This is a genomic window from Kocuria sp. GQ42, assembly GCF_059758435.1.
Genome location: NZ_JCAXEN010000001.1, coordinates 875,277 through 901,522, shown reverse-complemented (window position 1 = coordinate 901,522; position 26,246 = coordinate 875,277). Strand labels below are relative to the sequence as shown.

Below are 26,246 nucleotides of genomic sequence, written 5' to 3'. Positions count from 1 at the left end.
CCGGCCACGCCCTAGGTTCCCGGTCTCCGCCGGGGTTGATGGTGCGGCTCTACTGCTCGGCGGGGTGGGCCGGGTCCTCACCGGGGCCGGCCTCGACATGCTCGGGCCCAGCCGCGGCGTCCTTGACGGCATGGCCACCGAACTGTTGACGCATCGCCGCGATCATCTTCATCGCCGGGGCCTCGTCCTGGCGAGAGGCGAAGCGGGCGAACAAAGCGTTGGAGATGGCCGGAACCGGGACCGCCAGGTCCAGGGCGGCTTCCACGGTCCACCGACCCTCCCCAGAGTCCGCGGCGTAACCGGCCAACCGATCGAGGTGCTCGTCCTCGTTCAGAGCGTTGACCGCCAGGTCGAGCAACCAGGACTTGATGACCGAGCCCTCACGCCAGGAATTGAAGGTCTCCCGCACCGAAGTGACATGACCGGCGGCCTCGAGCAGCTCCCAGCCCTCGGCGTAGGCCTGCATGATGGCGTACTCGATGCCGTTGTGGACCATCTTCGCGAAGTGGCCGGCACCGTGCTCCCCGGCGTGCACGAACCCGAACTCCCCGGCAGGTTTGAGGGAGTCGAAGATCGGCTGGACCTTCGCCACGGTCGCCTCGTCCCCGCCGACCATCAGGGCGTAGCCCTGGGTGATGCCCCACACCCCGCCGGAGACCCCACAGTCGAGGTACTCGATGCCTTTCTCTGCCAGCTTCTTCGCCCGGGGGCTGTCGTGGATCCAGCGGGAGTTGCCGCCGTCGATGATGACATCGCCCTCCCCCAGCAGCCCGGCCAGTTCTCCGATCACCGGGTCCACCACCCGGTCCGGGACCATGACCCACACGACCTGGGGCTCTCGGTCGATCTGGGCCACCATCGCGGCCAAGTCCTCGGCGTCGGAGAGCTCCGGGTTGGTGTCGTAGCCGATGATGGTGTGCCCGGCCCCGCGCAGGCGTTCACGCATGTTCCCGCCCATCTTGCCCAGTCCTACCAGTCCCATCTGCATGGTGGCTCCCACCCTTCGTCTCGCCCGCTGCTGTCGATCACTGGTTGCTGTACGCCCGTCGCTGCTTCGGGGATCACCACCCCGATCAGCTGAACAGTCCCTTCTGCCTCATCATGCCGTGGTGATGCAGTGGGCAATAGAGCGACCCCGGCGCTCTGCTCCTCCTACCGCGAGGTCGCTCCTACGGGCATTGTCCGGTAGCCGGGCCATGCGCAAAGCGAAGGTATTAGTGCGGTTCTTGGCTTAACCGCCCATGAGCTGGCCCTCTACTCGATCATCCCTGGATCGAAGCGGGGATCGCGCGGTGGTTCAGGTGCGCGAGAAGCACTTCCGCCAAGGCGTGGAACGGCGAACCCAAGTGTTCGGGTGCAGGGCACCAAGGGGGCCGATGTCCCCCGGTGGAACGAGCAGTCCCTGACAAGTTAGTCGGCGAGGTGGTCCAGGATTGCCTTGGCGACGGCGGCCGGGGAGTCCTCGGTGGGGATGTGCTTGCCGTTCACCTCCACCAGGTCCGCCCCCGGGATGTCCTCGACGTAGCGGCGGGCGTAGCCGATCTTCTGGAAGTCGTCCTCGCGGCCCCAGACCAGGCGGGTGGGGATCGCCGCCTTCTGCAACGCGGGCACCAGCTCCAGGGTGTACTTCGGGTCCGCGGCGGCGGCCATCGCCGTCCAGGACCGGACCCGGGCCGCATCCCGCCAGGGCGAGAGGTAGTCGTCCAGCTCCTCCTTTCCCAGCTCCCGCAGCATGCTCCCGCGGGTGGAGGTGGCCCGGGCCTCGAGCATGTCCTCGACGCCGGTGGCCTCCCGCACCTGTGGGTCCCGGAACCGCTCGACCGCCGGCACCGGCCAGGAGTCGAACATGACGGAGTTCATCAGCACCAGCTTCCGCACCCGTCCGCTGGTGGCGGCCACGTGCTGGGCGATCCCGCCGCCGATGTCGTGGCCGGCCAGGTCGAACTCCTCCATCCCCAGGGCATCGGCGGCGGCCAGCACGGTCTGCGCCAGGACCGGGACGGTGGCGTGCTCGACGTCGAGCTCCCCGCCGCTGGCGCCGAACCCGGGCAGGTCCAGGGCGACGCACCGGGCGGCCTCGCCCAGGGCAGGTAGCACCGGCTGCCACACCCGGCTCCAGAAGGTGCCGTGCAGCAGCAGCAGAGGCCGGTCCTGCGGGTCTCCGGCGGCCAGGTAGGACAGCTGCGCGCCGTCCACCTCGACCTGTTCACGGGATACGGGGTGGGTCATGCGATGCGCTCCTGTTCCGGTCCACAGATGGCGGGGCGACAGTGCCGAAACCGCTGATTATCCCCGAGTCGTTTATCAGCATGCTTCACACTCTACGGGCATCATCCTGCCGGAACAGCCCGTCAGGATCCAGGAAAAGGCGGGACCAACTTGGGCAAGGGAGGAGCGTCAGTCCGACAGAAGTGCGAGCGGATCAGCACAGAGCGTCTATGTCGGTGCGACCTGCAACTCATGCAGTTCGCTCAGAGCATCAAGCCGTTGACACCCCCACGGCCGGCTGGAAGATTGGGTAACAAGCAAGCTGATGATCCAGTCGACGGAGAGGCATCCCATGTCCGACCAGTACACGATGCAGGACCCCACCACGCAGTACCCCGGCCCCGACGACAGGTTTGAGCAGCAGCAGGAGGGCCCCGGCCTGCAGCGGGACATGGCGCCGAAGCCCGATTCCGGTGAGTCCAGCTACCGCGGCTCCGGCCGGCTGGAGGGTCGCAAGGCCGTGGTGACCGGTGCGGACTCCGGTATCGGCCGGGCCACGGCGATCGCCTACGCCCGGGAGGGCGCTGACGTGGTGCTCTCCTACCTGGCCGAGGAGGAGGCGGACGCGGCCGAGGTCGTGGAGCTCATCGAGGCCGCCGGGCGCCGTGCGGTGGCCGTCCCCGGCGACATTACGGACAAGGCCTACTGTGAGCAGCTGATCGCCACCGCCGTGGCCGAGCTCGGCGGGATCGACATCCTGGCCAACATCGCCGGCAAGCAGCAGCACTGCCCGGACATCCTGGAACTCACCGACGAGCAGTTCGACGAGACCTACAAGACCAACGTCTACGCCATGTTCTGGCTGTGCAAGGCCGCGGTGCCGCACCTGCCCCCGGGCTCGGCGATCATCAACACCTCCTCGATCCAGGGCTACCAGCCGGCCCCGATCCTGCTGGACTACGCCTCCACGAAGTACGCGATCAACGGCTTCAGCAAGTCCCTGGCCGCCCAGCTGGCGCCCAAGGGCATCCGGGTCAACGTCGTGGCCCCGGGCCCGGTCTGGACCCCGCTGCAGATCGTCGGCGGCCAGCCGCAGGAGAACCTCCCCGAGTTCGGCGCCTCCGAGGCCCCAATGGGCCGGCCAGGCCAGCCGGCGGAGATGGCCCCGGCCTACGTGTTCCTGGCCTCCCAGGAGTCCAGCTACGTCAGCGGCGAGACGCTGGCCGCGACCGGCGGGATGCCCACGCCTTGAGGCGCCCCGGCGGGCGGGTCAGGCACCTGCCCGGCCGCGCCTGGTCCGTGGACTGAGCTCGTCCCAGTTTTCCACTTCGGCCCCGGTTCAACGCACGGCCTCCCGCCGCCGCCGCGCACCACCGATGTTCCGGCTCTTCTGCCGGAGGCCCGCCCGACCATCGTTCCCTGTGAGGAGAACCGCGCATGGCTCTGTCCTATCCCACCCAGCCCGGTGACATCGACCACCTGATCGCCGACGACCACGCGATCGTCGAGCGCCAGTTCCAGCACCTCGAGGCCGGCCGCGGCGACCGCCGCACCCTCGTGGACCAGATCAGCTTCGAGCTGTCCCTGCACGCGTACGCGGAGGAGACGGTGATGTACCCGATCTGGCGCGAGCTCGGGATGGACGAGTTCGACGACGACGCCCGGCAGGAGCACGGCGACATCAAGGAGCTGCTCGTCACGCTCGGGAAGGCCGAGCCCGGAGAGGCGGAGTTCGAGACCGCCCTGAACGAGCTGATCTCCGTGACCCGCCACCACGTGGAGGACGAGGAGGGCGAGGAGCTGCCGGCCTTCCGCGCCAAGGTCGGCGCGGACCGGATGGCCGAGCTGGGGCAGAAGTTCCTGGCCGCCAAGCGTCAGGCACCGCCGGCTCCGCACCCGAACGCCCCGGACGAGGGCCGGATCGAGAAGCTGGTCGGGGCCGTCGCGAAGCCGGTCGACGCGGCCAAGGCCGCGGTGTCAGGCAAGAAGAAGCGGCTGGCCACCGACGCCTCCGGCCTGCTGGACGACCAGGCCCAGGCGATCGTCGACGCCCACTCCGCCCTCGGCCCGCAGCCCTTCGAGATCCTCGAGCCCGCACAGGCCCGCGCCCAGCCCGGCCCGGACGACGCGGTCAAGAAGGTCATGGAGGACAAGGGCCTGCAGGGTCCCGAGCCTGTCGGCTCGGCCACCGACCTGAAGATCCCCGACGCGGCAGGCGGAGAGCAGACCCTGCGGGTCTACACGCCAGCCGAGCCCCGGGAGGGCCCGTTGCCGATCATCATGTGGATCCACGGCGGTGGCTGGGTGCTCTTCGACATCGACACCTATGACGCCTCCTGCCGGGGGCTGACCAACAAGACTGGTGCGATCGTGGTTTCCCCCGACTACCGCCGCGCCCCGGAGGCCGTGTTCCCGGCCTCCCACGACGACGTGCTCGCCGCCTGGCGCTGGACCGCGGCCAACGCCGCCCAGATGGGCGGGGACCCGGCCCGGATGGGCATCGGCGGGGAGTCGGTGGGCGGCAACATGGCCCCGGCCACCATCCGCCAGCTCGCCGAGGCCGGGGAGCCGCTCCCGGCCGCCCAGGTGTGCGTGTACCCGCTGACCACCGGTGAGCAGTTCGGGGAGTCCATGGACGACGCCGCCGACGGCCGGCCCCTCAACCGCGCGCTGCTGTCCTGGATGGCGATGCACGCCTTCGACGGCGTCCCCGAAGCGGCGCAGGATCCCAGGATCGACCTGTTGGGCTGGGCCACCGAGTCCCTGGCGCTGATGCCCCCGACACTGGTGATCACCGACGAACGCGACGTCCTGCGGTCCCAGGGCCAGCAGTTCGCGGCGAACCTCGAGGCCGCTGGGGTGCCCACCACTGCCAGCTACTACGAGGGTGTGATGCACGAGTTCTTCGGCGCCTCCGCGGTGCTGGACAAGGCCGAGGCCGCTCAGCAGGAGGCCGGCGCGCACTTCACCGCGGCCTTCCGCACCGCCTGAGGCGGCTCGCAGAGAACCGGCTTGGATTCTCGGCGCCCCGCCGCGCGTCCATGACGCACGGCGAGACGCCGGTCCGGATTCAGGGCTTCCCCAGGGGCCGAGCCACGGCCTCTGACCTGACCCCGCAGCGATCGGTCCACAGTGGTTCTACCGGCCGACAAATCCGACCGCAATGCAGTTCCCCTGACACGACGAAGGAGCTTGATCCATGAAGGCACTGGTATGGCACGGCGAGGGCGACATCCGCCTCGACACCGTGGCCGATCCCGCGATCCAGGATGCGAACGACGCGATCGTGCGCATCACCCGGTCCGCGATCTGCGGCACCGACCTGCACTTCATCCGCGGCACCATGGCCGGGATGCACGAGGGCACGATCCTGGGCCATGAGGCCGTCGGCGTCATCGAGGAGGTCGGGGCCTCGGTCCGCGGCCTGTCCCCCGGGGACCGGGTGATCGTGTGCTCGACCATGTCCTGCGGGGTGTGCCGCTACTGCCGGATGGGTCAGACCGCCCAGTGCGACGTGGCCAACCCCAACGGCCCGGCGGCCGGCACCTGCTTCTTCGGCGGCCCCGCTCCCACCGGGTCCGTGGACGGGCTGCAGGCCGAGTACGCCCGCATCCCGTGGGCCTCCAATACCCTGATCCCGATCCCGGGCAATGTCTCCGACGACGACGCGATCCTGCTCTCCGACATCTTCCCCACCGCCTGGTTCGGCGCCGAGCTCGCCGGGATCCGCCGCGGGGACACGGTGGCCGTCTACGGCGCCGGGATCGTGGGACAGCTGGCGATCGCGGCCGCCTATCGCCAGGGTGCGGGCCGGGTGTGGGCGGTCGACGGCGTGCAGACGCGCCTGGTCAAGGCCTTGGAGCAGAACGCCGAGGTCATCGACTTCAACGCCGAGGATCCGGTGGAGGCGATCATGGACGCCACGATGGGGGTGGGTGTGGACGCCGTGATCGAGGCCGTCGGGGTCGACGCCCAGCGCCCGGCCCGCGGACCCGCGGCCGAGAAGTACGCCGCCCAGGCCGAGAAGTTCGACGCCGAGGTGGCCCAGACCGCGCCCGAGACCAACGTCCAAGGGGAGAACTGGGTGCCCGGCAACGCCCCGTCCCTGTCGGCCCAGTGGGCCGTGGAATCGGTGGCGAAGTACGGGCGGATCGGGATGATCGGGGTGTTCTCCCCGGATTTGACCTCCTTCCCCATCGGGGCCGCCACCAACAAGAACCTCACCATCCGCGCCGGCAACTGCGACCACCGCTCGGTGACCCCGCCCCTGCTGGACCTGGTCGCCGCAGGGCTGTTCGACCCGACCCCCTTCGTCACCCAGCACGAGCCCATCGACAACGTGGTCGAGGCCTACCGCAGCTTCGACCGCCGCGACGAGGGCTGGCTCAAGACCGTCCTCACCACCGGCTGAGAGGCATATCCCTGAGCCTTGCGCGGGCCGGCGGCGGAACAGGGTCCTGCCGCCGGCCCACGATCCGTCGACGACCCATCACCCGTCTCCACACCAGGGACTCCACCCCGGTGCAGCGCAGCGCGGTGGAAGTACACCGTCTCCGGCTCCCGGCGCCGCACCACGAACCGCACATCCGTAAGAACGAAACGCCATGACAGAACTCGCAGCCCTCGCCCTGGTCTGCAACGCTGACCCCGTCCCCTGCGTCCTCCAGCAGCGAGCTGATGGCCCGGCACGTGCTGGAGGCGCTCGAGCAGCACGGGGTGACCACCTCCTCCGTGCGGGTGGTCGACCACGACGTGCGCCCGGGCGTCCAGGTGGACATGGGCGGCGGGGACGAGTGTCCGGCCCTGCGGCAGCAGGTCCTGGACGCGGACATCTTGGTGCTGGCGACCCCGATCTGGATGGGCCACCCCTGCAGCATCGCCCAGCGGGTGATCGAGCGCCTCGACGCCGACCTTGCCGAGACCGACGAGCAGGGCCGGCCGATCATGTACGACAAGACCGCGATCGTGGCCGTGGTCGGCAACGAGGACGGCGCGCACAAGACGATCGCCGACATGACCCAGGCGCTGAGCGACATCGGCTTCACCATCCCCGCCCAGGCCGGGACGTACTGGGTGGGCGAAGCCATGCAGTCTACGGATTACCAGGATCTCGACCAGGTGCCGGAAAAGGTTGCGGCCACCACGGCCGGGGCCGCCCACAATGCCGCCCACCTCGCAGCCCTGCTGCAGCAGAACCCCTACCCCTCAGAGAGCCAGGACAGCAGCCGCCGATCGGGCCAGTAGATATACGGCGAGGACCACCCCCGATGTAGAAACACCCGTGGATTGAAGAGCTTCAAGTCGGCCCTAGGCAAAAAGATCGTCGATCGTGTCTGGCCGGGACGTGCATCGGGCGCTGGGCGGCCGATGCACGTCGGGGCAGCAGGACACGAAATCCGTTCCGCCTCCACAAAATGACAAGTATGCTGTCTATTGGCTAGAATGTACAACATGCTGGTTGCTTGCAGCTCGAACTCGCGGTGGTCGAGACACGAGCGGTGACACTGGCGCCCCGAGGGGACCATGCCGGCCTGCACCGGTGGGGTTACGGCCGGCGCATTGCCTCCCATGACGGCGCGAAGGCGTGTCCTGCACACCCGCGCGGCCTACCGGCTGGCGCAACCGACTGCGGCGCTGCCGAAGGGCTTCGGGGCGGCGCCGGACTAGAGCCCAGCCTTGCCGGCGGGGTCCCGGTCGCACCAGTTATCGCCTCTACCCTGCCTTGTTTGCCAGCCGAAGGATGTCGCCGCCATGCCCTCCCCCACCACACCATCCCCCACGCCGGATCGCGCCCCGGGCCCGTCGCCGGAGACGAGTGGGCCCGCCGGAACCCCGTCGCCGGGGCGCACCGCGGCGGCCACGAGCACCGTCACGGCTCAACGCCGGGCCAGCCGCTGGCGGCCCGGTGACAGTGCGGAGGTATGGATGGGCGGGATGTTGCGCCACCGAGGAGTTGTCGAGGACAGCGCCACCCACCTGGGCGTGGTGTGGATCCGGGAGGTAGGAACCGGCATGCGGATCTTGGTCGACCTGTCCGACACCGACATGCGACCACTCTAGGACCAACCGACGGTCCGCCCTGAGATGGGGGCCACCGGGGTCCCCGGCGGCCCCCCCGCATCAGGGGTACCTTTCTGCTGTTGCCGTCAGCCCCGGGACAGCCTCATCGTCATACCAGCTGTAGCCCCGATGTCATCCCAGGCGCCGGCGCCTGTCGAAAGGTGTATCCCGTGACCGACTCCTCCTCGGTAGCCCACCGCCCGATTCCCTCCTTCCCCTCGATCTCCACCCGGTTGCGCTTGCACGAGGTGCTGGCCGAGAGCCAGGATCTGCGGGAGTTCCTGGAGGAGTTCACCCAGGTGATGGCCGCGCACCTGACCGGCGAGCACACCGCTGTGTGGTGCGCGGTGACCTTGTTGCGCGACGGGCGAGTGGGCACGGTCGCCAGCTCCAACGCCCGGGCCACGGTGCTGGACGAGATCCAGTACGACTACGGGGACGGACCGTGCCTGACCGCCGCCCGCCAGCAGCTCATCGTCCACGCCCCGGACCTGGCCCAGGGGCCCTGGGCCGACTACGGGCAGGCCGCCGCCGCCCACGGGGTCCATTCCGCGGTGGCCGCCCCGTTCGATCTGCCCGGCCCGGACAAAGCCGCGCTGAACGTCTACGCCGGCACCCGTGATGCCTTCGACGAGGACGCGATCGCGGCGATCACCCAGGAGGTCGTGGCCGCCTCTACCGCGCTGCGCCTGGCGCTGCGCCTGGCCCGCCACCAGGACACCGAGATGGACCTGGCCGCGGCGATGTCCTCCCGGACCGCCATTGACGTGGCCGTGGGCATCCTCATCGGCCAGCAGCACTGCACCCAGCAAGAGGCTTTCGACCTGCTCACCGCGGCGGCCGGACGGCGGGGCATCAAATTGCGCGAACTGGCCGTCGAGCTCGTCACTTCCACCACCGGGCAGGCCCCCACCACGCACTTCAACACCTCCGAAGCGCCCTGGGCGGCCGGCCGCACCGTCTGAGACCCTCAGGTCACCCCGGGGCCCCTGTGGTGATGGGTGACCGGGCAACGCGTTGCGTACCGGGGTCGACGATGGATAGGCTCCGCCCTGGTCGAGTAGCTGACCGATCCTTTGATCGTGCCCAGTGAAAGATCCTTTTCATGCCTTCGAGCTTCCCCACCCCGTCCGCATCGAGTTCCCCCGCACCTTGCCCCCGCCACCCCCTGCACCTTGTTCTTGGACCTGGTTCCCGGGCCGGTTCCGCCCAGCAGTCGACGGTGATCCGTTGAGCGGCGCGGCGGAGGCCGGCACCGCCTCACCCTCCCTGGAGCGGCTGATGCAGTTGGGCCCCGACGACCCGTTTCCCGAGGAACTGCTGGGACTGTCCCTGGAGCAGCTGCAGATCCTGCACAGCCGGATCTGCCGGCAACTGGACCGGGAGTACCTCACCGACCCCGAGAGCCGGCACCCGATCACCTGCGACCGGCTGCACGAGCTGCAGATCGAGTTCACCTCCCGCCTACTGGGCTGAACCACCACCGGCCCTCCGGGGCCGGTGGTGACGCCCAGGGGCCGGTGACACCAGGGCCGGTGGGCCGTAGAACCCCGTCGCCGAAGGGCGCACCCACACCCCCTCGTCATCGACAACCCCGGCTCCTGCCCCCTCCCGGGGGTGATGCCGGGACTTCTGAAAGGACATTGTGCGCGTCGTTGTGCTCGGTGCCGAAACATCCCTAGGACAAGAGGTCGTCGAAGACCTCGTCTTCCGCGGACACCACCCCACCCCCGTCCTCGACGGTGAACCCGTCAAGGACATCCACCGGCCGCACCTGATGGATCTCGCCTACGGGGACATCACCGACACCACATGGTTGACTTCCACCGTGGCCACCACAGAGGCCGTCGTGGACGTGCTCAGCTTGTCTCGCAAACAGGTCGCGGCCGCCCGCGCCCGGACCGCCACCAGACAACTGGTAGAAACCATGGCAGCCCACCGGGTGCACCGCTACGTCGGCCTGGCCCCACACCACCTCTACCCCGTCCCCGGTGACAGCACCAGGACCGCCTACGCCCGCCAGCAGCTGCGCCAGACACTGCGCCCAGCCGGTATCGCCCATACCCGCGACCGGTTCCAGATGATCACCGGATCCGGGCTGAGCTGGACCATCGTGCGCACGCCGGCCCTGAGCGCCGGCCCCGCCCGCGGCGTACGCCACGTGCACCTGCGCCCGGGCCCCCAGCGGCGGGCATCCCTCACCCAGCAGGATGCCGCCCGGTTCCTCGCTGCCCAGGTCCTGGAAACCAGCCTGCTGTGGACCAGCCCCCTGATCAGCAACTGAGAGGTGTCCTGCGAAACTCAGGGCGCCATGGTTACCGGCACCCGCGATCATGAACCGATGCTCGGGGGTGGTGACTCGTCTGACATTGCTCCCCATCACCCGGTGTGAGATTTTGGACATGAGCCCGAAACACCGGGTTCCCGGACGAGGGGTGCTGTACCCGGTGTGCGACAAGACGGCCCGCGGGAGGCTGTCATGTCATGGTTCGTTCTGGTGCTCTCTGGGATCCTCGAAGCGGTGTGGGCCACCGCGCTGGGCAAGTCCGAAGGCTTCAGCCGGCTCGGACCGTCCTTGGTCTTCGCCTCGGCGCTGGTCGCGAGCATGGCCGGGCTGGCCTACGCCATGCGAGACCTGCCCGTGGGCACCGCCTACGCGGTGTGGGTGGGAATCGGTGCAGTGCTCACCGTCGTCTACGCGATGGCCACCGGTGAAGAACCGGCCGCGATGCCGAAAATCATCTTCTTGCTGATGATCATCGGCGGGGTCCTCGGACTCAAACTCTCCCACTGAGAACGCAACGACATGCTCCTTGCCACCAGGCAACTCGAGAACCGGCGTGGAGCTCCGTGACTGGGCTGTGCCCGCCGGCTTCTTCGCAGTAGCCCTTCCACGACAAGACCCCCGTCCATCCGAGAAGCTTGGCGAGAGTCTTGGGTTTCACCTCAGGGGCGGGCAGGGTTATTCGTGGCGCAGGGCGGTGATGGGGTCTTTCCGTGCGGCGCGAATCGCCGGGAGCGTGCCGGCGGTGAAGGCGATGGCCAGCACGGCGCCTGCGATCAGGGCGAGGCTGGGGGCGTGGAAGGCGAACAGTGACAGTCCGGGCAGCCCAGCCAGGAATCCCTCGGCCAGGACCTGGGTGAGCCAGGAGCCGCTGGCCACCCCGGCAGCGACTCCCGCGGTCGCCCCGAGCAGGCCGATGAACACCGCTTCCAGGGAGAACAGTCCGAAGACTTTGGGGCCGCTGGTGCCCAGGGCTTTCATCAGCCCGATCTCGCGGGTGCGTTCTTGGACGGACATCAGCAGCGTGTTGACGATGCCCAGGCTCGCTGCCAGCAGCGCGATAACCGCACACGTGTTGAGGATCCAAATCACGGCGTCGATCACGGTGCGGAACATGCCTAGTTGGTCCTCGACCGTGGAGGCGACCATCCCGGCCTGCTCCAACTCCGCCTGCACCGCAGGGGCGTGGTCGGGGTCGTCCATGATGGCCCGGGCCATGATGTAACTGGCCGGGATCTCCTGCGGGCCCCCGCTGGTCTGGTACTCGTAGAGCCGTTCGTTGAAGGAGGTCGAGGGCAGGGGGTTCATCGCGACCCCGGCCAGACTGGCCTGGGACACCCCGGAGACGCGCGCCTGGAATATCCGTTCCGACCCGGCCTGGTTGGTCATCACCACCTCGAGTGCGCCCCCGACCGCGTCCTGAGCCGAGGCGAAGCCCAGATCGGTGACCCAGCTGTCGGGGATCGCGATCTCATCGGCCCCTTCGGTGGCGGTGTGCCCGGTGACCATCTGCAGCCCGTCGCCGTGGACCGGGACACCGAGAGCGAGCTGGAACTTCTCCCCGGCAGCCTGCAGATAGGTGGGGACGACGTTGTAGACCGGTTGCACCAGGGCCACCCCGGGGGTGTCTTCCACGGCGGCGACGTCCCCCTCGGACAGCCCCGCGAAGGACACCCCGAAGCCCGTGGCGACCTGGATGTCGTCGGGATCGAAGCTCCGCGGGCCCCTGCCGGAGGAAAGCTCCAGCAGCGGCTGGGACTTCTGCACATAGAGGGTGTCCGTGTCGCCGAAGGCGGCCACGGTCTCATCGATGTAGTCGTTCACCCCGGTGCCCATACCGGAGGTCAGCGTCAGGGTCAGCGCGCCGATGAACACCGCCACCACGGTCAGCACGGTCCGCATCCGGCCCCGGAAGGTGCTGGCCAGGGCTGAGCCGGCCACGTCCTGCCACTTCACCGGACACCCCCGGCCACACCGAGGGGCAGCTCGTCCCGGAAGACGGAATCGGCACCGACCATCGAATCCGCCCGCATGGGACGCACAAGGGCCGGGGCATCGACGACCGCCCCGTCGCACAGGCGGACCTGCCGGTCGCAGCGCGCGGCCAGGTCCGGGTCGTGGGTGACGATGACCAGGGTGATGCCCTGCTGCTGATTGAGCTCGAAGAGGATGTCCTGGACCACCGCCCCGGTGGCCGAGTCGAGATTGCCGGTGGGCTCGTCGGCGAAGATCACCGCCGGGTCGTTGACCAGCGCCCGGGCGATCGCCACCCGCTGCTTCTGGCCCCCGGACAGGTCGGTGGCCCGGCCCCGGGCCTTGTCCGCCATCTCAAGCCGCTCCAGCACCGCCAGCCCCCGGCCCCGCCGTTCCGCCCGGGACACCCCGGCGATCTTCAGCGGCAGCACCACGTTCTCCAGGACCGTCTGGCCTGGGGTGAGGAAGAACTGCTGGAACACGAACCCGAACATCCTGTTGCGCACGACGTTGAGCTCCCGGGCCGTCAGCGATCCGGCGTCCCGGCCCTGGACCGTCACCGTCCCGGAGGTCGGGGCGTCCAGCAGAGCCAGCAAGTGCATCAAAGTGGACTTGCCCGACCCCGACTTGCCCACGATCGCCACCGACTCCCCCGCCTGGATCGCCAGATCCACCCCGTGCAAAGCGGTGAATCCGGTTTCCCCCCGGCCGTAGCTCTTCACCAGGTCCCGGGCCTCGAGTATCACCGGACTCACGACTATGGACCTTCTTCCCACCCCGACCCCCACAGCGACCCCGGGGCGATCACACGGGCAACTGGCGCGAGACGACGTCTCACCCAACAATCATGTGCATACGCACACAAAATGGGGGAACTGGCGGCTGTCCCCACTAAAGGGGCCCACCACTTGTGCACCAGCGATAAAACGCCACGACAGGCGCGGATCCGCGGTGGAAACCGCCACACCAATCCGTCACGCCGTCAACCGGCAAGGCTCCCGATACCCAGTACCAAGTGTCGACACCCCCTGATGGAGCACCTGCAGTCCTGCCAAGACATGAAGTAAGGTCCCGCCCCTCCGGGACAAAAACACACTTTGCCCCCGACACCACCCCGAATCTGCCCCGACTTGGGACCACCGCATCAGCCGTGGTCAGCAGAGCTGGCTCAATGGCCGCTATCCGGGCCATATGTAAAAGGGCACAGTCCCTTGCTGACCGTCGGTGCAGGTGGCACGTCAAAGACTCCGGTCGATGGGGTCACTTCATCCCATTCTGCAGACGCTGGCATCGTTCCAGCACCATGATGCTGTTTTCGTCCAGGAGGATGCCCTGGACGTGAGCGCACTCCTCCGGCGGCCCACCGGTTGAGGCCCTCATGTGTCACCCCGGCCGATCCTGCCGCCCTGCCGGTTGCTGGCTCCCCAGGTCGCGCTGGGACTGGGTGTGGAGCACGAACAGCGCGAAGGCCGCGGCCAGGGGCAGGGGCCAGACCCGGCCGGAGTCCAGTGCTAGGACCACCATGCACCCGGTGACCACGAGCACGGCCCAGTACTGCCACCTCACCGGGCCGTCTTCCTGGAGTCACCAGGTTGCTCAGCGGTGGCCGCGCGGCGGTGGCCGTTGAGCAGCAGGTGCAGGCCCAGCAGCACCGTGCCCAGGGCGATCAGGCCGGGCAGGTAGGTCTGTTCGGACCAGGGGCTGCCCGCGCCGGTGAACGTCAGCCCGGCCCCCATCACCGCGGCTCCGGCCAGCAGCCCGGCCACCCCGGGCAGCGCCACCACGCGCAGGGCCGTGGCCCACCGGTGCCGCACGCCGACCGCCACCGCGAACCCGGTGATGAGCACCGCGAACAGACCCAGCACCGCCGGAGCCATGGGCACCCCGGAGGCCTCGAGCACGAGCACCGCGATCATCATGCTCCCCGGCACCAGGGCGGCTAACCACCACGACGCGCGCCGGGGGGCGGGGGAAGAACCGGGGGCGGACACGAGGAACACCTCACAGAGGTCGACGACACATGGCGATTACTCCACCGTAGGGGCAGAGGGACCACGACCCCCAGCGACGAAAGTCTGTCTCTGCGCACACCGCACCAGCCATGCCCGTCTGGTACGGCCGGTTCCGTGCCCGCTGCCCTGCGTCGGTGCCGGGTCCTCCCCGGGTTTCAGGAATCGGTGGGCGGCTCCAGGAGGGTGGTGCGGCGGTGGGTCTTCCAGCGCCGGTGGGCGCTGCTGAGAGCCCAGAGCGCGAGCACCATGGCCAGAGCGCCCAGCCCGATGATGTCCCACCGGTGCCGGGTGAACCCATCGGTCATCGTCACGACGGCGACGATGACGAGGATCGGGGTGGCCACGAAGGTGATGCCCACCGTGGGCGGGGTCCTCCTGCGGGCGCGGGTGCGGCGCACGGCTGCCTCTCGTTGTCCGGTGGAGTCACCAACCCTACGGAACCGGCCGGGAGAGCACCGGCGGCGGCACCCGGCACGCACGGTGCACCGCCGCGGCCCCGCCTGCCCGGCCTCGGGGGTGTTCAGGTGCCGGCCGGTGGGTGCTGGCGCAGGGCTGCTTCCAGCAGGGGCAGCAGCGACTCCCCGTCGGGGCCGGTCAGCACGGGTACCCCGTGGACGGATTCGATCTGCCGGTCCGCGCCGCCCTGGGAGCCCGGGGTCACCTGGCGCAGGGCGATGGCCGCCACGTGGTCGGGGTGGGTTTCGGCCATCTCGGTGTAGATCGCCGGGTCGTGCTCGCCGTCGTCGCCGATGAGCACCCACCGGATGTGCGGCAGCTCCTGGACCAGGCGGGTGAGGGAGGAGGACTTGTGCGCCCGGCCGTCGCGGAACCAGCGGTGCGGGGTGATGCCCCAGTCGGTCATCAGGATCGCCCCGGGAGGGAAGTCGTGGCGGTCCAGGAAGCGGGTGATCGGCCCGGCGAAGTTCCAGGCCCCGTTGCTCAGATACACCACCGGGGCATGTTCCTGGCCGGCCACGGCCGCTTGCAGCAGCACGGCCATGCCCGGCACCGACCGCCGGGTCTTACTCGTCCCAGTCAGGGTGCGCCAGGCCGCCCGCAGTGGATGGGCCAGTCCGGTGACCCACACCGTGTCGTCGATGTCGCAGACCACCCCGTGCCCCAGGGCGGCACCGGCCACGTGCACCGTCGCCGACACCGGGCGGCGGCCGTCGGCGCGCAGCAGCGCGGTGGTGGTGCCCGCACCGAGCGGGTGGTCCAGGGCGATGGGGGCGTCGATGAGTCCGGCGTCGTCGCTGGTGAGCGTGGTCGTGGTCCCGTCCAGCTCGACCGTCACTTCCGTGCTGGGGCTCTCCAGGGTGAGCAGGCGCCGCCACCCGGCGATCCCGCGGACTGCGGCCGGGTCGACCGTGGCCGGGGACAGGACCACCCGCCCCAGCACCCGGGCCTGCTCGGGGCCGGCATAGCCGGCGTAGGGGATCACCGCCGGGGTCCACCCCCGTCCGGCCGCCCGGCGGGAGATCCAGTCCCGCACACCGGTCTCGGTGCGGTAGGCGGCCGCGATCGCGGCGCGGCGGACACGGTCGGATACCTCCACAGGCAAGGGCATCACCCCACCGTACCCGCACCCCAGGCACCCCTCCTGGGTCCCGGCGCCGGCAGGCACGGCCCGGGGGTTCTACCCTGGGGAACCGCCCCGTTGCCCGGGCAGCGGCGACGCCGCAGACGAAGGAGGCGCCAGCCATGGCCGCAGTACGACCACGTCCCAGCCACCGGGTGTTGCGGGCCGGGTGGGTCATGGCCCGGGCCTTCACCCCCACCCCCGCAACGGCCGCTCTGGCCCTGCCCTGGACGGTGCTGGCCGTACTGCCCGGGGCGTTGCGCGGTGGGCTGTTCCTGGATCCCACCGGCACCGGGATGGTGTTGCTGAGCCGGCGGCGCCTGGGTGTGGACCTGCTCGTGTTGCTGCCCGTGATGGCCACCGTCACCGCCGGGGCGACCGTAGGGCTCTGGCTGATCGCCGCCGCCGCCCCCGGCGCACTGGCGCCCCTGCTGGTGCTCACCGTGCTGCTGGCGGCTGCCGGCCTTGTCGGGGCGTTGTTCCTGCTGCCAGCCCGAGGCGGCTCCGCAATACCGTTCGGGCCCGAAACGCCCCCGGGCCCGCGGTGGGAGATAGCCGGACTGGCCCAGCTGCCGGGCACCCGTCTCACCGCCCTGCAGACCGCCCGGCGCGCCCTCACCACTGTTCCCCCGCCCGGGGCGGTGGTCGTGGCCGCGGCCAACACGCCGGCCCAGTACGAGCAGTACCAGCGCTTCGGCTTCACCGGCGGCCCCCAGCGCCGGGTCTACCGCGTGCCGGCCTGAGCGGGCCGCGACACGGCCACCGCAGCCCAGCCGGCCGGAGCCGAACGTCTCCCGGTCAGTCTCCGCAGCGGTGACCGGTATGCGTGTCGATCGCGCAACCCGGCGGGTACGGTGTCGGCCGGTCCTCTCGTACGGTCCAGGACGCCCGCCAGGTCAGCGCCCACGACGTCGTCCCGACGATCCCGGAGGCAGGGGATCCCGTCCAGCGACACCCTTCGAGGCCGCCCTGCGGACGGCATCGTCCCGCCGATGGAGGTAACCCGTGTCCACGGTTCCATCAGCAGTGGATCAGCCCTGGAAACGCGATTCATCGCTCAGGTCACGGTTCAGTCCCTGTTCAGACGTCATTGCTAACCTCCTGGCGGCTTGAATCCTTCAGAAAGTAGGCACATGAACAAGAACAAGATGACGGCGACGCTGGCACTGATCGGCTCCCTGTCCATGGTCGCTGCGTGCGGCGCGGAAAATGATCCCGCGGCGCAGACGTCCTCGGGGCAGGAGGCCTCGCAGGAGACCGGCTCGAGTGCGGCCGCGGCGCCGTCACCCGATCTGGACGGGATGCCCGAGGTGGTGGCCACGGTCAACGGCGAGGACATCGGCAAGGACGAATTCGCCCGCGTGTACGAGAACCAGCTCCAGCAGGCCACCCTGCAGGCGCAGATGTCGGGCCAGGAACCGGACCAGGACGCGCTGAAGAAAAGTGCCGCGGAGTCGATGGTCGGCACGGAGTTGCTGATGCAGGAGGCGGAGCAGCAGGGGATCGAGGCCACCGAAGCCCAGATCGACGACGCCCTGGCCGCGGCCGCCGAGTCGAACCAGGTGGGCGAGGAGGAGTTCCTGGCCGCGCTGGAGGAACAGGGCACGGACCGCGAAGAGGTCACCGCCCAGCTCAAGCAGCAGGTGGAGGTGGAAGCGGTGGTCGAGCAGGAGATCGGCACGGTCTCCGCCACCGAGGAAGAACTCCAGGCCGCCTACGACGCGGCGAAGGCCCAGCACAAGCAGATGCCGGCCGAATCCAGCGAGGCATCGGAAATGCCGGCGTACGAGGAGGTGAAGCCGCAGCTGAAGCAACAGGTGGTGCAGGAGAAGGAAGGCACCGCCACCCAGGAACTGGTGGACAAGCTACACGCGGACGGTGACGTGGAGATCAATATTTGACCCGGCGTTGAATCCGCCCGCCGCCCGAGGGTCAGTATTCAGACGGCATCGACACCAGGTCAGGGTGTCACCGATTCGTGAGGCAGTCCCGCCCGGCACAACGCCAGCTGACCCGTTCCGAATCCACCTCGTCCGGACCGCCGCCGAGCCTGGTGCGGCGGTGGGTGGCTGATACCAGGGGGGCGGGCGCGCGCCTGGCCCCCGGGGTGGCGTCGCCACGCGGCCGGACGTGGACGCCCGCACAGTGCTGACCTGGGTGGGTCACTGTTGAGTAGCTTTCGTAGTGGCCGCCGCCCCCCAAGGTAGTCGATCCGAGGGGAGAACCCGATGAGCACTCAACGATCCCGCCGCTCCGCGACCTCGACAGCACCTGCCGCCACCACGCGCCTGGCCGTGATGGCGGCAACGGTCGTGCTGCTGAGCTCTTGCGGCGGCGGTCAGTCCTCGGCCCCCACCGCGCCTCGGGATCGTGAGGCCTGGACCCGCGCCATGGAAGCCGCTGCCCTGGAGCACTTCGGCGGCACCGACTGGTCGGAGGTCTGCAGCAGCGGGGTGGTCTGGGCGTGTGAGCTCACCGAGGTCAGCGCCGCCCAGCGCGGGGCCCTGGTGCTGCGGATGGGCACCGCGGAGCAGCCCCGCCTGGAGCTGCTGGCCGACCGAGCCGTGCACGAGGTCCTGGACGCCCTGCAACCCCAGCACCCCAGCCTGCAGTGGGTGATCGCCACCGATCACGACCACGTCATCCTCGCTCGACAAGCCCGCACCGACACCGCCGAGCAGTGAACACCGCCCGTCCAAGCCACTGGCAGCCCCCCGGGACCGGCGCCCCCAGGGCACCCGCTGGAGTGGCACGGCGCCGACCACCCCAACATCCGGCTCCCTCGACGGCAGTGGCAGGCCCGGCGGTGCCCTACCTCCTCATCGGGGCGGGCGTCGGCGGGAGCCTCTGAGCGCCCAGGCCTCTGCCACCATGGGAGACGAGCCCGAGCACGCACATGCGCCTCGTCCAGTCACCCATCCGCTGCATGGTCGGCCCGGCTTCCACCGACCTGCCCAGGTGCGCGAGAACCGACCACCGGCGGCGCGAGCACCGCGATCGACAGGAAGGACCGTCACTGTGCCAGCTCTGCCCCACCCCCTGGCCCCGCGCGACTCCAGGACCGCCGGCACCGCGGTGGCCGGAGTCGTCCTGCTCCTAGGACTGAGCAGTTGCGCCACCTCACCGGGAAACTCACCAGTTGAGCCCGCCGTCACCGTCACGTCCTCCGTGACAGCGTCCGGTGACCCACGCACCCTGACCTTGCACCAAGACGTGCAGGCCCTGGCCGCTCAAGTGCCCGGAGAGCTCGGCTTCGTCCTGCTGGACCCGCACGGGCGGGAAGCCGCCGCCGTCAACGCCGATCGGTCCTTCACCAGCGCCAGCCTGTACAAGCTCTTCGTCGCCGCAGCGGTCCTGGAGCAGGTCGATCAAGGCCGGATCGCGCTCTCCGACGTCGTCCCCGGGCTGGACATCACCGTCGATGAAGCCCTCGAAGAGATGATCACCTGGTCCCGGAACTACCCTGGTGCCACCATCGGTGAATGGCTCGGGTGGGACGAGATCGAAGCCACCGCTCACACCCACGGGTCCCACGCCACCACCTTCGATCCCGACAACGGCATGGACGATGTCGTGGAGATGACCACCACACCGAACGACGTCTCCCGATTTCTCCAGGCCTTGAACGACGGGGAGCTCCTGGAGCCGTCCTCATCCGGGGTGCTGTTGGGCCACCTGGCAGACCAACACCTCGACTATGCCCTGCCGCAAGGGCTCTCCCCGGACGTCCAGTTCGATCACAAGACCGGCCTGCTCGAAGACGTCTCCCACGAGGCGGGCATCCTCCGGCTCAACGACCAGGACTATGTCGTGGCGATCCTGACCGATGGGTGGAACGGCTACGAGGAGTCCCGCCCCTGGTACCGCGACATGGCCACCAGCATCGACACCTATCTGCACACCCCCACCACAGCATCACCTGCCGGCCCAGGATGACCCCGTGCGCGCTCCACCGGTGCAGCGCCATCACCCCACCGCGTTCGCTCAGATGTGGATCAGCTTTCCTCGGCGCAGTCTTCGTCGTTGTCGATGCTGTGTACTTCCACCACACGGACGCCGCTTCTAGGGAACGTCCATGGCGACATGCCGGTCCATTCACCGCAGGCCCGTCCCGCTCCCCTGATCAGGGGCACGGCTGGTCTCGACCCGGGCGTGACCGATGATCGGGGGATCGGTCACACCCTGCTGAAAGGCGTCCATGATCTGCGCACTCTGGTGCACATTGAAGACGGCGACGACACCCACCGTGACGACCACCAGTGCCATCGATCCTCCGAGCGTCCACCAGCGGGTAGGACGCCCGCAAGCACGCGCCCGCCGCACCATCAGGACAGTGCCCGCAGTCAGGGCCACCATGACCGCCAACACCCACCATGACGGTTCCCCATACACCGACACGCTCAGCGGCGGCTCGGCGAGGCGGCGCCCGGCCGAATCGACCCACTCACCGTTCTGATCGGTGCCGCCGAAGGTCATCCCCACGGACCAACGGCTGCCCAGCCACCAGTAGAACCCGGCGAGCACCACCCCCACGACCAGGACGGGATAGCGAGCCCCCACAGATCTCGAGACGGCTGGCTGCTGGCGGTGGTTCTGGGTGTTGGTCGTCATCGCGCCTTCCGGAACTCGTCGGAGCCGGTCCCGGTCGGCCGGCGCCGGGGTCCGTCCCCACCGTAAGCACAGGCCACTCCTGCACCCGGCGTGGCGGATGCGATCGCAACTGGACCGTGACCCGCCAACAGGCGGAGCAAGAGCCCGTACCTGCGCCGAGCGGGCCCTGGATCCTTCGCGGCACGTTCAGGGACCTTCATCAGCACCCGGCTTCGCGCGTTGGTCTGCTCCCGACTCAGCTCACCACCTCTTCTCGAGGACGTTGTCCGCAGTGGACGGGTCGTCATCCTTGCCGGCGCGGTTCCAGTGTCGGCGGATCGCCACGGCCAGGAGCACTGCTCCCACCAGGACCAGCAGGCGTGGCAGCAGCTCACCCACCCCGGGGGCCCCGCGCGCAACGATGACCACGACCTCGATGCCGACCAGCAGCCCCGTCACCACACAGGTGAGCAGTCCCACCCACCCGCTGTCGTCGCGTTCGAGCTTGATCCAGGCGATGTTGATCAGGACGAAGGCGAGGTCGAGCCCGACCACAGGGAGATTCGGCGAGCCAGCGGATCCCGCCAGCTCGGCCAGGGTCCCGGCGACGGCCAGACCCGCAAACACGGCCCCCAGCGTAGGAGCCCATTCCCGGCCCAGCGCCAACGGCACGAGAACGATCGAGTACAGCGCCAGCAGCAACCCGATGCCGATTCCGGCACCGATCACGGCCCGATCCGAGGGCGAGGCGAAGTAGAGGGTGAATCCCCGGGCGATCAACACCGCACAGGAGAGCACACCCAGCCCCACGAGGGTTCGACGCTGATGAAGCAGTGATGCGGCATTGTCCTCGTCGTTCATCATCCGACGCTATGCCATCTATCGGCCCAGCAGATGGTGCCGACAGGGAGTGTCCCTGCCCCGAGGCGAACCCGCCTCATAACGCCGTGTACTACCGGTGAAAGACGGTGGCTCTCCGATGAACCTCGGCCCCAGAAAAAGTCGGGCCCAATCAGTTGCAGTTGACGCAACGTCAACTGCAATGCTGGTGTCTATCGCCGAGGGGACGGAGGAAGACATGGAGTGGTCCATCCAGGAAATCACCAGGATTACCGGAACCACCAGCCGCACGCTGCGCCACTACGGGCAGATCGGCCTGCTGGAACCATCCCGTACTGGGCACAGCGGGCTGCGGTACTACAACGAGGAAGCACTGGTACGCCTGCAGCGCATCCTGCTGCTGCGCGAACTCGGGGTGTCCTTGGCCGCGATCATCGATGTGCTCGCCGGCGAGCAGGACGTCACTGACGCCCTGCGCACACACCTGGGACTGCTCGAGCAGGAGCGGGACCGGGTGCAGCGCCAGATCGTCGCGGTCCTGCGCACCATCGAGAAAAGGGAAGGAGGTGAACAGCTCATGGCAGAGGAGATGTTCGACGGTTTCGACCACACCCAGTACAAGGAAGAGGTCCAACAGCGCTGGGGCAAGGAAGCCTACGCCGCCGGGGACCGCTGGTGGCGTGGCATGAGCCCCGAGGACCGTCAGGCCTGGCTGGACCGAAGCACACGGTTGAGCACGGACTGGGCCGCCGCGGCCGGCAAGGGCTTTGCCCCCGACAGCGACCAGGCCCAGACGCTGGCCCAGCGCCACGTCCAGTGGCTCGGGGTCGTCCCGGGCAACGGGTCCGCTGGCCCGACGAAGGAGTACGTCGTGGGGCTCGGGGAGATGTATGTCGCCGACCCACGCTTCGGCGCCAACTACGGCGGCGTCGAAGGGGCGAGCTTCGTACGTGACGCGCTGAAGGTCTACGCCGAGCGTCACCTGTAAGGCGGACCTCGACGGCGACAACCGCCAACAATGATCCGCCCCAGGGACAGCCGGTGGCCGGGGCTGCAGACCCGGCCACCATCCTCCCCAGTGGTCTCCGTCCGCCCGTGCCGGCACACACTGCGCCTGGGGGGGCAATTCGTCCCACGGGCGCGCCAGTCCTCTCTCATGTCACCGTTGCGGACACCGTGCGATTCACCGTGGAATCGTGCCTCTAATGCAGGGGATCTACGCTGACCAGTGCCGCGGCAACACCCGGTGATCTATCCGACGTCCGACACAGTCTCGTCAGCCGCAGGATGCCGCGGAACCGGGGCGAAATCGGCCGGGCGGGAGTTCCACCGGTTGCGAGAAACCGGTAATCGGCCATATGTAAACCGGGGTCTCTCGTAGCGTCGTGTATCGAGCGCCGATCGATCCGACCTCCGGAACCTTTCCGTGGTGGTTGTTCAGGGCTCAACTATCCACAGGCGTGGCGACCATGACGAGTGATCCTCTGTCGTCTCTGCCCGATGCTTTTCGGTGTCCGCAGGGCAAGAGTGGCGTGCGAACGCGGCCGCAGGGACGGGCGCCCCGGGCACTACTGCCTGACACATCTCCCCTGTTGTCCATCCGGCGGCCACCGGGAGGTCATCGACGCGTCGCAGACTGGGGGTGTGCCGGCACGAAGCCAGTGCCAGGACAGGAGTACACCGGGTGAAACTGCGTCTGGGCCTTTCGTGGCTCTGGCACCGCTGTCATCGGGGGATTCGGAACGCGGCGCGTTGCCGCAAGGTGCGGGGGCACCGCGAGCATGTCGCCCGGCTGTTCTGCGCGGTGAATTTGCCGTGCTGGGGAGGAACGAGAAGCCGGTGGGCGGCCAACACAGGGGGATGCCATGACCGAGCAGAAGACCTATCTGGAGGGCCCGCGGGTGCTGCACCGGGCCGCCGAGCACCTCACCGAGCGCTGGGCCGGGGTGTTCTTTCCCGAGCTTGTTGAGCGCTGCGTGGCCCAGGCTCACACGGCCCTGGCAGCCACCGCACGTATCCCGACCGAGCTGGCGCCCATTGCCGTGCACGCCGCCGGGAACCGACTGGCGGTCCTGGCCCGGGCCAAAGGAAGCCTCTCTGCACCGGTGCGCCAGGTGCTGTTCGTCGACGCCCACGACACCGGGTGCGCCCAGATCGCCGCCGGGCTGCTGGCTCACCACGCCGGAACCGCCGTGGTCGCCCGCTCGGCCGGGATCGACCCGGGAAGCGCCGTGGACCCGTACGCGGTGGAGGTGCTGGCCCAGCACGGGACCGAACCGACCGGGTTGGTACCGAAGCCGGTGACCGAGGATGTGCTGCGCGCCGCGGACTGGGTCATCACCCTGGGGCTGCAGGATGTCTTGCCCGTGGGCTCCGGCGCGATGGTCCAGGACTGGCCATTGGGGCCATCCTTCGACGGGGACCAGCACCTGGCAGCGGTGGCCGACCTCGACAACCGTGTCCAGGCCCTGTGGGTGGAGATCAGCACCTCGGCCGCTTCCACGCTGCCCCGTCGGGGTCCGAGGTTCTGAGGTGGCTCCGGCGCTGCGGACCGGGGTCCGCTTGTTCGTGTTCACGACCCCTACTGCGGTGGCGGTCCTGGCGGTGGCCACCGACACCCCGACGGTCATGGTGCTGATCGCCGCCCCCGGGGCCGTGGTAGGTGCTGTGCTGCACCAGGAGCGGCGGCGGATCACCGATCTGCCCGCCCTCCCCGGCCCGGTTCCGGGGCCACCCGATCGACCATTCCCCGGACAGTCGATCACCTCCGCCCCGGAGACACCCCGAGGGGCGGCCGGAAGGGACATGGGGTTCGGCGGACAAAGGTGGCACGTGGGTGATCTGCGTCACTTGCTGTCCATCCGTCGGTCATCTGGAAGTCATCGCCGCGTCGCACACTGGGATGGTGCCGGCACGATGCCAGTGCCAGGACAGGGCCCATCGGGCGGAGCCCGCCTGCGCCCTTCGTGGTCCTGGACAGGCTGTCACGGGGAACCGGATTGTGGCGGATCACCACAAGGTGGCGGCACACCACGACCACATCGCACCAGCGGCTCCTTGGGCTGGAGCTGCCGCGCGGCCCGGAACGAGACGCCGGTGGGTAAAGAGCACAGGGGGACACCATGACCGAGCAGGAGACCGATCTGCAGGACCCGCGGGTGCTGCACCGGGCCGCCGAGCACCTCACCGACCGCTGGGCCGGAGTCTTCTTCCCCGAACTCGTCGAGCGCTGCGTGGCCCAGTGCCATGCGGATCTGGCCCGGCAGGCGAGGATCCCGACGTACCTAGCCCCGATGGCCCTGCACGGGGCCGCCGACCGGCTGCGGACCCTGGCCCGCGAGAACGAGGACCGTGGGCGGTCGGTGTACCAGGTGCTGTTCGTGGACGACCACGACACCGGCCCGGCCGCCGTGGCCGCAGCCCTGCTGGCCGAACACGCCGGGGCGGCGGTGGTGACCCGCTCGGCCGGGATCACCCCGGGCACCGCCCTGGACCAGCACGCGGCACAGCTGCTGACCGAGCACGGGGTCGACCCGGCCACCGCAACCCCGAAACCGCTCACCGACCCGATCCTGTCCGCCGCCGACTGGGTCATCGTCCTCGGCGACCACCGACTCGGGCCGATGGGCGAGGGCACCCATCACCAGTCCTGGCCGGCAGTCCCCACCCTGGACACCGACCGGAACTCCGGGGTGACCGCGGAGCTGGAGACCCGGGTGCAGGCCCTGTGGCTGGAGATCACCGCCGGCCCCGCGTCCAGCCCCGTCTCGGAGCGGACATGAGCGAACCCACCGGCCCCACCGGGTCGGCCCAGTCCCTGGACGCTCATGTGCTGGCGCGCACCGCCGAGCACCTGTCGCAGCGGTACGCCGGGGTGTTCTCGCCCGATCTGGTGGAACGGATGGTCTTCGAGTCCTACGCGGCCCTGGCCCGCACCGCCCGGGTGCGCACCCATCTGGCGCCGCTGGCCGGGCACTTCGCCGCCGACCGGCTGGCGGCCCTGGCCCACGCCCGGGCCACCACCACAACCGACCCCCGGCATGCAGGGGTGCCGCAGGTGCTCTTCGTCGGCGAGCACGACACCGGACGCGCCCAGATCGCCGCGGCCCTGCTGACCCACCACGCCGGCGACACGCTCACGGTCCGCTCGGCCGGTCTGCTGCCCGGAACAGCACTGGAACCGCACGTCCGCACGGCCCTGGCAGAGCGCGGCATCGACACCGGTGACCTGTACCCGAAACCGGTCACCGACGACGTGGTGGCCGGGGCGGACTGGGTCATCACCTTCGGCACCCTCGACGGGATCCCGGTGACGGCCGGAGCCAACCACCAGGACTGGGACGTCGAGGACGTGCTCGAGGCCGAACCGGCGGCGGTGGCCGCCGTCATCGACGAGCTCCAGGACCGGGTCCAAGCCCTCTACGAACAGATCCGCACCCACCCACCAGCGCCTCCGGCGCCATAGCGCGGTCACGGCTCCGCTCCGGCGGGAGGAAGCATGCACCGGCACCGGACCCGGCACCGGTGCACCATCGGCGTTGTCGAAGGTGCTGAGCCACTCAACAGGGCCTGGCAGGCGATCCAGCCCCGGGCCGGGGCCTGCCTGCAGCCGGAGGCCGACATCCGTGTGGCGTCGGGGCGGTGTGAGCAACTGCACCCCATCAGCCGCGGTGCAGGCCCCGGAACGGTCAGAGCAAGC

26 protein-coding genes and 1 riboswitch are annotated in these 26,246 nt (G+C 69.4%); of the genes, 16 read left to right on the top strand and 10 right to left on the bottom strand.

Features of this window, described 5'->3' with window-relative positions; translation table 11 throughout:
• Positions 1 to 49: 49 nt before the first annotated feature.
• Together gnd and AC6CH6_RS04310 are read right to left on the bottom strand one after the other, a co-directional pair.
• On the bottom strand, positions 50 to 988 hold the full coding sequence (gene gnd / locus AC6CH6_RS04315; protein ID WP_498254156.1) for a phosphogluconate dehydrogenase (NAD(+)-dependent, decarboxylating): 939 nt from the start codon (positions 986 to 988) through the stop codon (positions 50 to 52).
• A gap of 422 nt (positions 989 to 1,410) precedes the next feature.
• On the bottom strand, positions 1,411 to 2,229 hold the full coding sequence (locus AC6CH6_RS04310; protein WP_498254155.1) for an alpha/beta fold hydrolase: 819 nt from the start codon (positions 2,227 to 2,229) through the stop codon (positions 1,411 to 1,413).
• Between the two features lie 331 nt (positions 2,230 to 2,560).
• On the opposite strand from AC6CH6_RS04310, the gene AC6CH6_RS04305 reads away from it, so the two are divergent.
• The 8 genes from AC6CH6_RS04305 to AC6CH6_RS04270 all read left to right on the top strand — a co-directional run bounded on the left by AC6CH6_RS04305 (position 2,561) and on the right by AC6CH6_RS04270 (position 11,062).
• Entirely contained in the window at positions 2,561 to 3,460 is a 900-nt protein-coding gene (locus AC6CH6_RS04305) for an SDR family oxidoreductase (protein WP_498254154.1), read from the top strand.
• Between the two features lie 185 nt (positions 3,461 to 3,645).
• A complete protein-coding gene (locus AC6CH6_RS04300; RefSeq protein ID WP_498254153.1) occupies positions 3,646 to 5,199 on the top strand; it encodes an alpha/beta hydrolase fold domain-containing protein in 1,554 nt (517 codons plus the stop codon).
• 208 nt (positions 5,200 to 5,407) lie between these two features.
• Positions 5,408 to 6,619: an alcohol dehydrogenase catalytic domain-containing protein gene (locus AC6CH6_RS04295; RefSeq protein WP_498254152.1), complete on the top strand. Its 1,212-nt coding sequence runs from the start codon at positions 5,408 to 5,410 to the stop codon at positions 6,617 to 6,619.
• Positions 6,620 to 6,885: 266 nt separating this feature from the next.
• A complete protein-coding gene (locus AC6CH6_RS04290; protein WP_498254151.1) occupies positions 6,886 to 7,452 on the top strand; it encodes a flavodoxin family protein in 567 nt (188 codons plus the stop codon).
• Between the two features lie 986 nt (positions 7,453 to 8,438).
• Positions 8,439 to 9,233, top strand: coding sequence for a GAF and ANTAR domain-containing protein (locus AC6CH6_RS04285; protein ID WP_498254150.1), 795 nt, complete (start codon positions 8,439 to 8,441; stop codon positions 9,231 to 9,233).
• A 316-nt stretch (positions 9,234 to 9,549) separates the two neighbouring features.
• Entirely contained in the window at positions 9,550 to 9,744 is a 195-nt protein-coding gene (locus AC6CH6_RS04280) for a hypothetical protein (RefSeq protein ID WP_498254149.1), read from the top strand.
• 169 nt (positions 9,745 to 9,913) lie between these two features.
• Positions 9,914 to 10,552: an NAD(P)H-binding protein gene (locus AC6CH6_RS04275; RefSeq protein ID WP_498254148.1), complete on the top strand. Its 639-nt coding sequence runs from the start codon at positions 9,914 to 9,916 to the stop codon at positions 10,550 to 10,552.
• Positions 10,553 to 10,669: 117 nt separating this feature from the next.
• Positions 10,670 to 10,737: riboswitch (guanidine-III (ykkC-III) riboswitch) on the top strand.
• Between the two features lie 10 nt (positions 10,738 to 10,747).
• Positions 10,748 to 11,062, top strand: coding sequence for a DMT family transporter (locus AC6CH6_RS04270; protein WP_498254147.1), 315 nt, complete (start codon positions 10,748 to 10,750; stop codon positions 11,060 to 11,062).
• A gap of 168 nt (positions 11,063 to 11,230) precedes the next feature.
• On the opposite strand, the gene AC6CH6_RS04265 is transcribed toward AC6CH6_RS04270, so the two are convergent.
• The 6 genes from AC6CH6_RS04265 to AC6CH6_RS04240 form a co-directional block, all read right to left on the bottom strand.
• Positions 11,231 to 12,508 carry an ABC transporter permease gene (locus AC6CH6_RS04265; protein ID WP_498254146.1) on the bottom strand — a complete coding sequence of 426 codons (1,278 nt, stop codon included), beginning with the start codon at positions 12,506 to 12,508 and terminating at the stop codon, positions 11,231 to 11,233.
• On the bottom strand, positions 12,505 to 13,281 hold the full coding sequence (locus AC6CH6_RS04260) for an ABC transporter ATP-binding protein (protein ID WP_498254145.1): 777 nt from the start codon (positions 13,279 to 13,281) through the stop codon (positions 12,505 to 12,507). Before AC6CH6_RS04260 ends, AC6CH6_RS04265 begins: the two co-directional genes overlap by 4 nt.
• A 628-nt stretch (positions 13,282 to 13,909) precedes the next feature.
• Positions 13,910 to 14,092, bottom strand: coding sequence for a hypothetical protein (locus AC6CH6_RS04255; RefSeq protein ID WP_498254144.1), 183 nt, complete (start codon positions 14,090 to 14,092; stop codon positions 13,910 to 13,912).
• A complete protein-coding gene (locus AC6CH6_RS04250; protein ID WP_498254143.1) occupies positions 14,089 to 14,445 on the bottom strand; it encodes a hypothetical protein in 357 nt (118 codons plus the stop codon). Before AC6CH6_RS04250 ends, AC6CH6_RS04255 begins: the two co-directional genes overlap by 4 nt.
• Before the next feature lie 248 nt (positions 14,446 to 14,693).
• Positions 14,694 to 14,936, bottom strand: a complete 243-nt coding sequence (locus tag AC6CH6_RS04245) for a hypothetical protein (protein WP_498254142.1) — start codon at positions 14,934 to 14,936, stop codon at positions 14,694 to 14,696.
• Between the two features lie 122 nt (positions 14,937 to 15,058).
• Positions 15,059 to 16,093 (bottom strand): App1 family protein phosphatidate phosphatase, encoded by a 1,035-nt coding sequence (locus tag AC6CH6_RS04240; protein WP_498254356.1) that lies wholly within the window; start codon positions 16,091 to 16,093, stop codon positions 15,059 to 15,061.
• 146 nt (positions 16,094 to 16,239) lie between these two features.
• Here AC6CH6_RS04240 and AC6CH6_RS04235 point away from each other — a divergent pair, with 146 nt between their 5' ends.
• From AC6CH6_RS04235 to AC6CH6_RS04220, 4 genes are all read left to right on the top strand, one after another.
• Positions 16,240 to 16,860: a hypothetical protein gene (locus tag AC6CH6_RS04235; RefSeq protein ID WP_498254141.1), complete on the top strand. Its 621-nt coding sequence runs from the start codon at positions 16,240 to 16,242 to the stop codon at positions 16,858 to 16,860.
• Between the two features lie 390 nt (positions 16,861 to 17,250).
• Complete coding sequence (locus tag AC6CH6_RS04230) at positions 17,251 to 18,018, top strand: SurA N-terminal domain-containing protein (protein WP_498254140.1); 768 nt, start codon at positions 17,251 to 17,253, stop codon at positions 18,016 to 18,018.
• A gap of 327 nt (positions 18,019 to 18,345) precedes the next feature.
• The gene (locus tag AC6CH6_RS04225; protein WP_498254139.1) at positions 18,346 to 18,801 is read left to right on the top strand and encodes a hypothetical protein; all 456 of its coding nucleotides are present in this window, start codon (positions 18,346 to 18,348) and stop codon (positions 18,799 to 18,801) included.
• A gap of 529 nt (positions 18,802 to 19,330) precedes the next feature.
• Positions 19,331 to 20,053, top strand: a complete 723-nt coding sequence (locus AC6CH6_RS04220; protein ID WP_498254138.1) for a serine hydrolase — start codon at positions 19,331 to 19,333, stop codon at positions 20,051 to 20,053.
• 159 nt (positions 20,054 to 20,212) lie between these two features.
• On the opposite strand, the gene AC6CH6_RS04215 is transcribed toward AC6CH6_RS04220, so the two are convergent.
• Positions 20,213 to 20,728, bottom strand: coding sequence for a hypothetical protein (locus tag AC6CH6_RS04215; protein ID WP_498254137.1), 516 nt, complete (start codon positions 20,726 to 20,728; stop codon positions 20,213 to 20,215).
• 240 nt (positions 20,729 to 20,968) lie between these two features.
• Positions 20,969 to 21,571 (bottom strand): hypothetical protein, encoded by a 603-nt coding sequence (locus AC6CH6_RS04210; RefSeq protein ID WP_498254136.1) that lies wholly within the window; start codon positions 21,569 to 21,571, stop codon positions 20,969 to 20,971.
• 214 nt (positions 21,572 to 21,785) lie between these two features.
• On the opposite strand from AC6CH6_RS04210, the gene AC6CH6_RS04205 reads away from it, so the two are divergent.
• The 4 genes from AC6CH6_RS04205 to AC6CH6_RS04190 all read left to right on the top strand — a co-directional run bounded on the left by AC6CH6_RS04205 (position 21,786) and on the right by AC6CH6_RS04190 (position 26,012).
• On the top strand, positions 21,786 to 22,535 hold the full coding sequence (locus AC6CH6_RS04205) for a MerR family transcriptional regulator (protein ID WP_498254135.1): 750 nt from the start codon (positions 21,786 to 21,788) through the stop codon (positions 22,533 to 22,535).
• An 877-nt stretch (positions 22,536 to 23,412) separates the two neighbouring features.
• Positions 23,413 to 24,078, top strand: a complete 666-nt coding sequence (locus AC6CH6_RS04200; RefSeq protein WP_498254134.1) for an arsenate-mycothiol transferase ArsC — start codon at positions 23,413 to 23,415, stop codon at positions 24,076 to 24,078.
• Positions 24,079 to 24,669: 591 nt separating this feature from the next.
• A complete protein-coding gene (locus AC6CH6_RS04195) occupies positions 24,670 to 25,329 on the top strand; it encodes a three-helix bundle dimerization domain-containing protein (protein ID WP_498254133.1) in 660 nt (219 codons plus the stop codon).
• On the top strand, positions 25,326 to 26,012 hold the full coding sequence (locus tag AC6CH6_RS04190; protein ID WP_498254132.1) for an arsenate-mycothiol transferase ArsC: 687 nt from the start codon (positions 25,326 to 25,328) through the stop codon (positions 26,010 to 26,012). Before AC6CH6_RS04195 ends, AC6CH6_RS04190 begins: the two co-directional genes overlap by 4 nt.
• The last annotated feature ends 234 nt before the right edge of the window (positions 26,013 to 26,246 follow it).

What these genes read in the sequence shown, in the direction of transcription:
- gnd (WP_498254156.1), bottom strand. Translation starts at nt 988, where the DNA reads ATGCAGATGGGACTGGTAGGACTGGGCAAGATGGGCGGGAACATGCGT.
- AC6CH6_RS04310 (WP_498254155.1), bottom strand. Translation starts at nt 2,229, where the DNA reads ATGACCCACCCCGTATCCCGTGAACAGGTCGAGGTGGACGGCGCGCAG.
- AC6CH6_RS04305 (WP_498254154.1), top strand. Translation starts at nt 2,561, where the DNA reads ATGTCCGACCAGTACACGATGCAGGACCCCACCACGCAGTACCCCGGC.
- AC6CH6_RS04300 (WP_498254153.1), top strand. Translation starts at nt 3,646, where the DNA reads ATGGCTCTGTCCTATCCCACCCAGCCCGGTGACATCGACCACCTGATC.
- AC6CH6_RS04295 (WP_498254152.1), top strand. Translation starts at nt 5,408, where the DNA reads ATGAAGGCACTGGTATGGCACGGCGAGGGCGACATCCGCCTCGACACC.
- AC6CH6_RS04290 (WP_498254151.1), top strand. Translation starts at nt 6,886, where the DNA reads ATGGCCCGGCACGTGCTGGAGGCGCTCGAGCAGCACGGGGTGACCACC.
- AC6CH6_RS04280 (WP_498254149.1), top strand. Translation starts at nt 9,550, where the DNA reads ATGCAGTTGGGCCCCGACGACCCGTTTCCCGAGGAACTGCTGGGACTG.
- AC6CH6_RS04270 (WP_498254147.1), top strand. Translation starts at nt 10,748, where the DNA reads ATGTCATGGTTCGTTCTGGTGCTCTCTGGGATCCTCGAAGCGGTGTGG.
- AC6CH6_RS04250 (WP_498254143.1), bottom strand. Translation starts at nt 14,445, where the DNA reads ATGATGATCGCGGTGCTCGTGCTCGAGGCCTCCGGGGTGCCCATGGCT.
- AC6CH6_RS04235 (WP_498254141.1), top strand. Translation starts at nt 16,240, where the DNA reads ATGGCCGCAGTACGACCACGTCCCAGCCACCGGGTGTTGCGGGCCGGG.
- AC6CH6_RS04230 (WP_498254140.1), top strand. Translation starts at nt 17,251, where the DNA reads ATGAACAAGAACAAGATGACGGCGACGCTGGCACTGATCGGCTCCCTG.
- AC6CH6_RS04225 (WP_498254139.1), top strand. Translation starts at nt 18,346, where the DNA reads ATGAGCACTCAACGATCCCGCCGCTCCGCGACCTCGACAGCACCTGCC.
- AC6CH6_RS04215 (WP_498254137.1), bottom strand. Translation starts at nt 20,728, where the DNA reads ATGACGACCAACACCCAGAACCACCGCCAGCAGCCAGCCGTCTCGAGA.
- AC6CH6_RS04210 (WP_498254136.1), bottom strand. Translation starts at nt 21,571, where the DNA reads ATGATGAACGACGAGGACAATGCCGCATCACTGCTTCATCAGCGTCGA.
- AC6CH6_RS04205 (WP_498254135.1), top strand. Translation starts at nt 21,786, where the DNA reads ATGGAGTGGTCCATCCAGGAAATCACCAGGATTACCGGAACCACCAGC.
- AC6CH6_RS04200 (WP_498254134.1), top strand. Translation starts at nt 23,413, where the DNA reads ATGACCGAGCAGAAGACCTATCTGGAGGGCCCGCGGGTGCTGCACCGG.
- AC6CH6_RS04195 (WP_498254133.1), top strand. Translation starts at nt 24,670, where the DNA reads ATGACCGAGCAGGAGACCGATCTGCAGGACCCGCGGGTGCTGCACCGG.
- AC6CH6_RS04190 (WP_498254132.1), top strand. Translation starts at nt 25,326, where the DNA reads ATGAGCGAACCCACCGGCCCCACCGGGTCGGCCCAGTCCCTGGACGCT.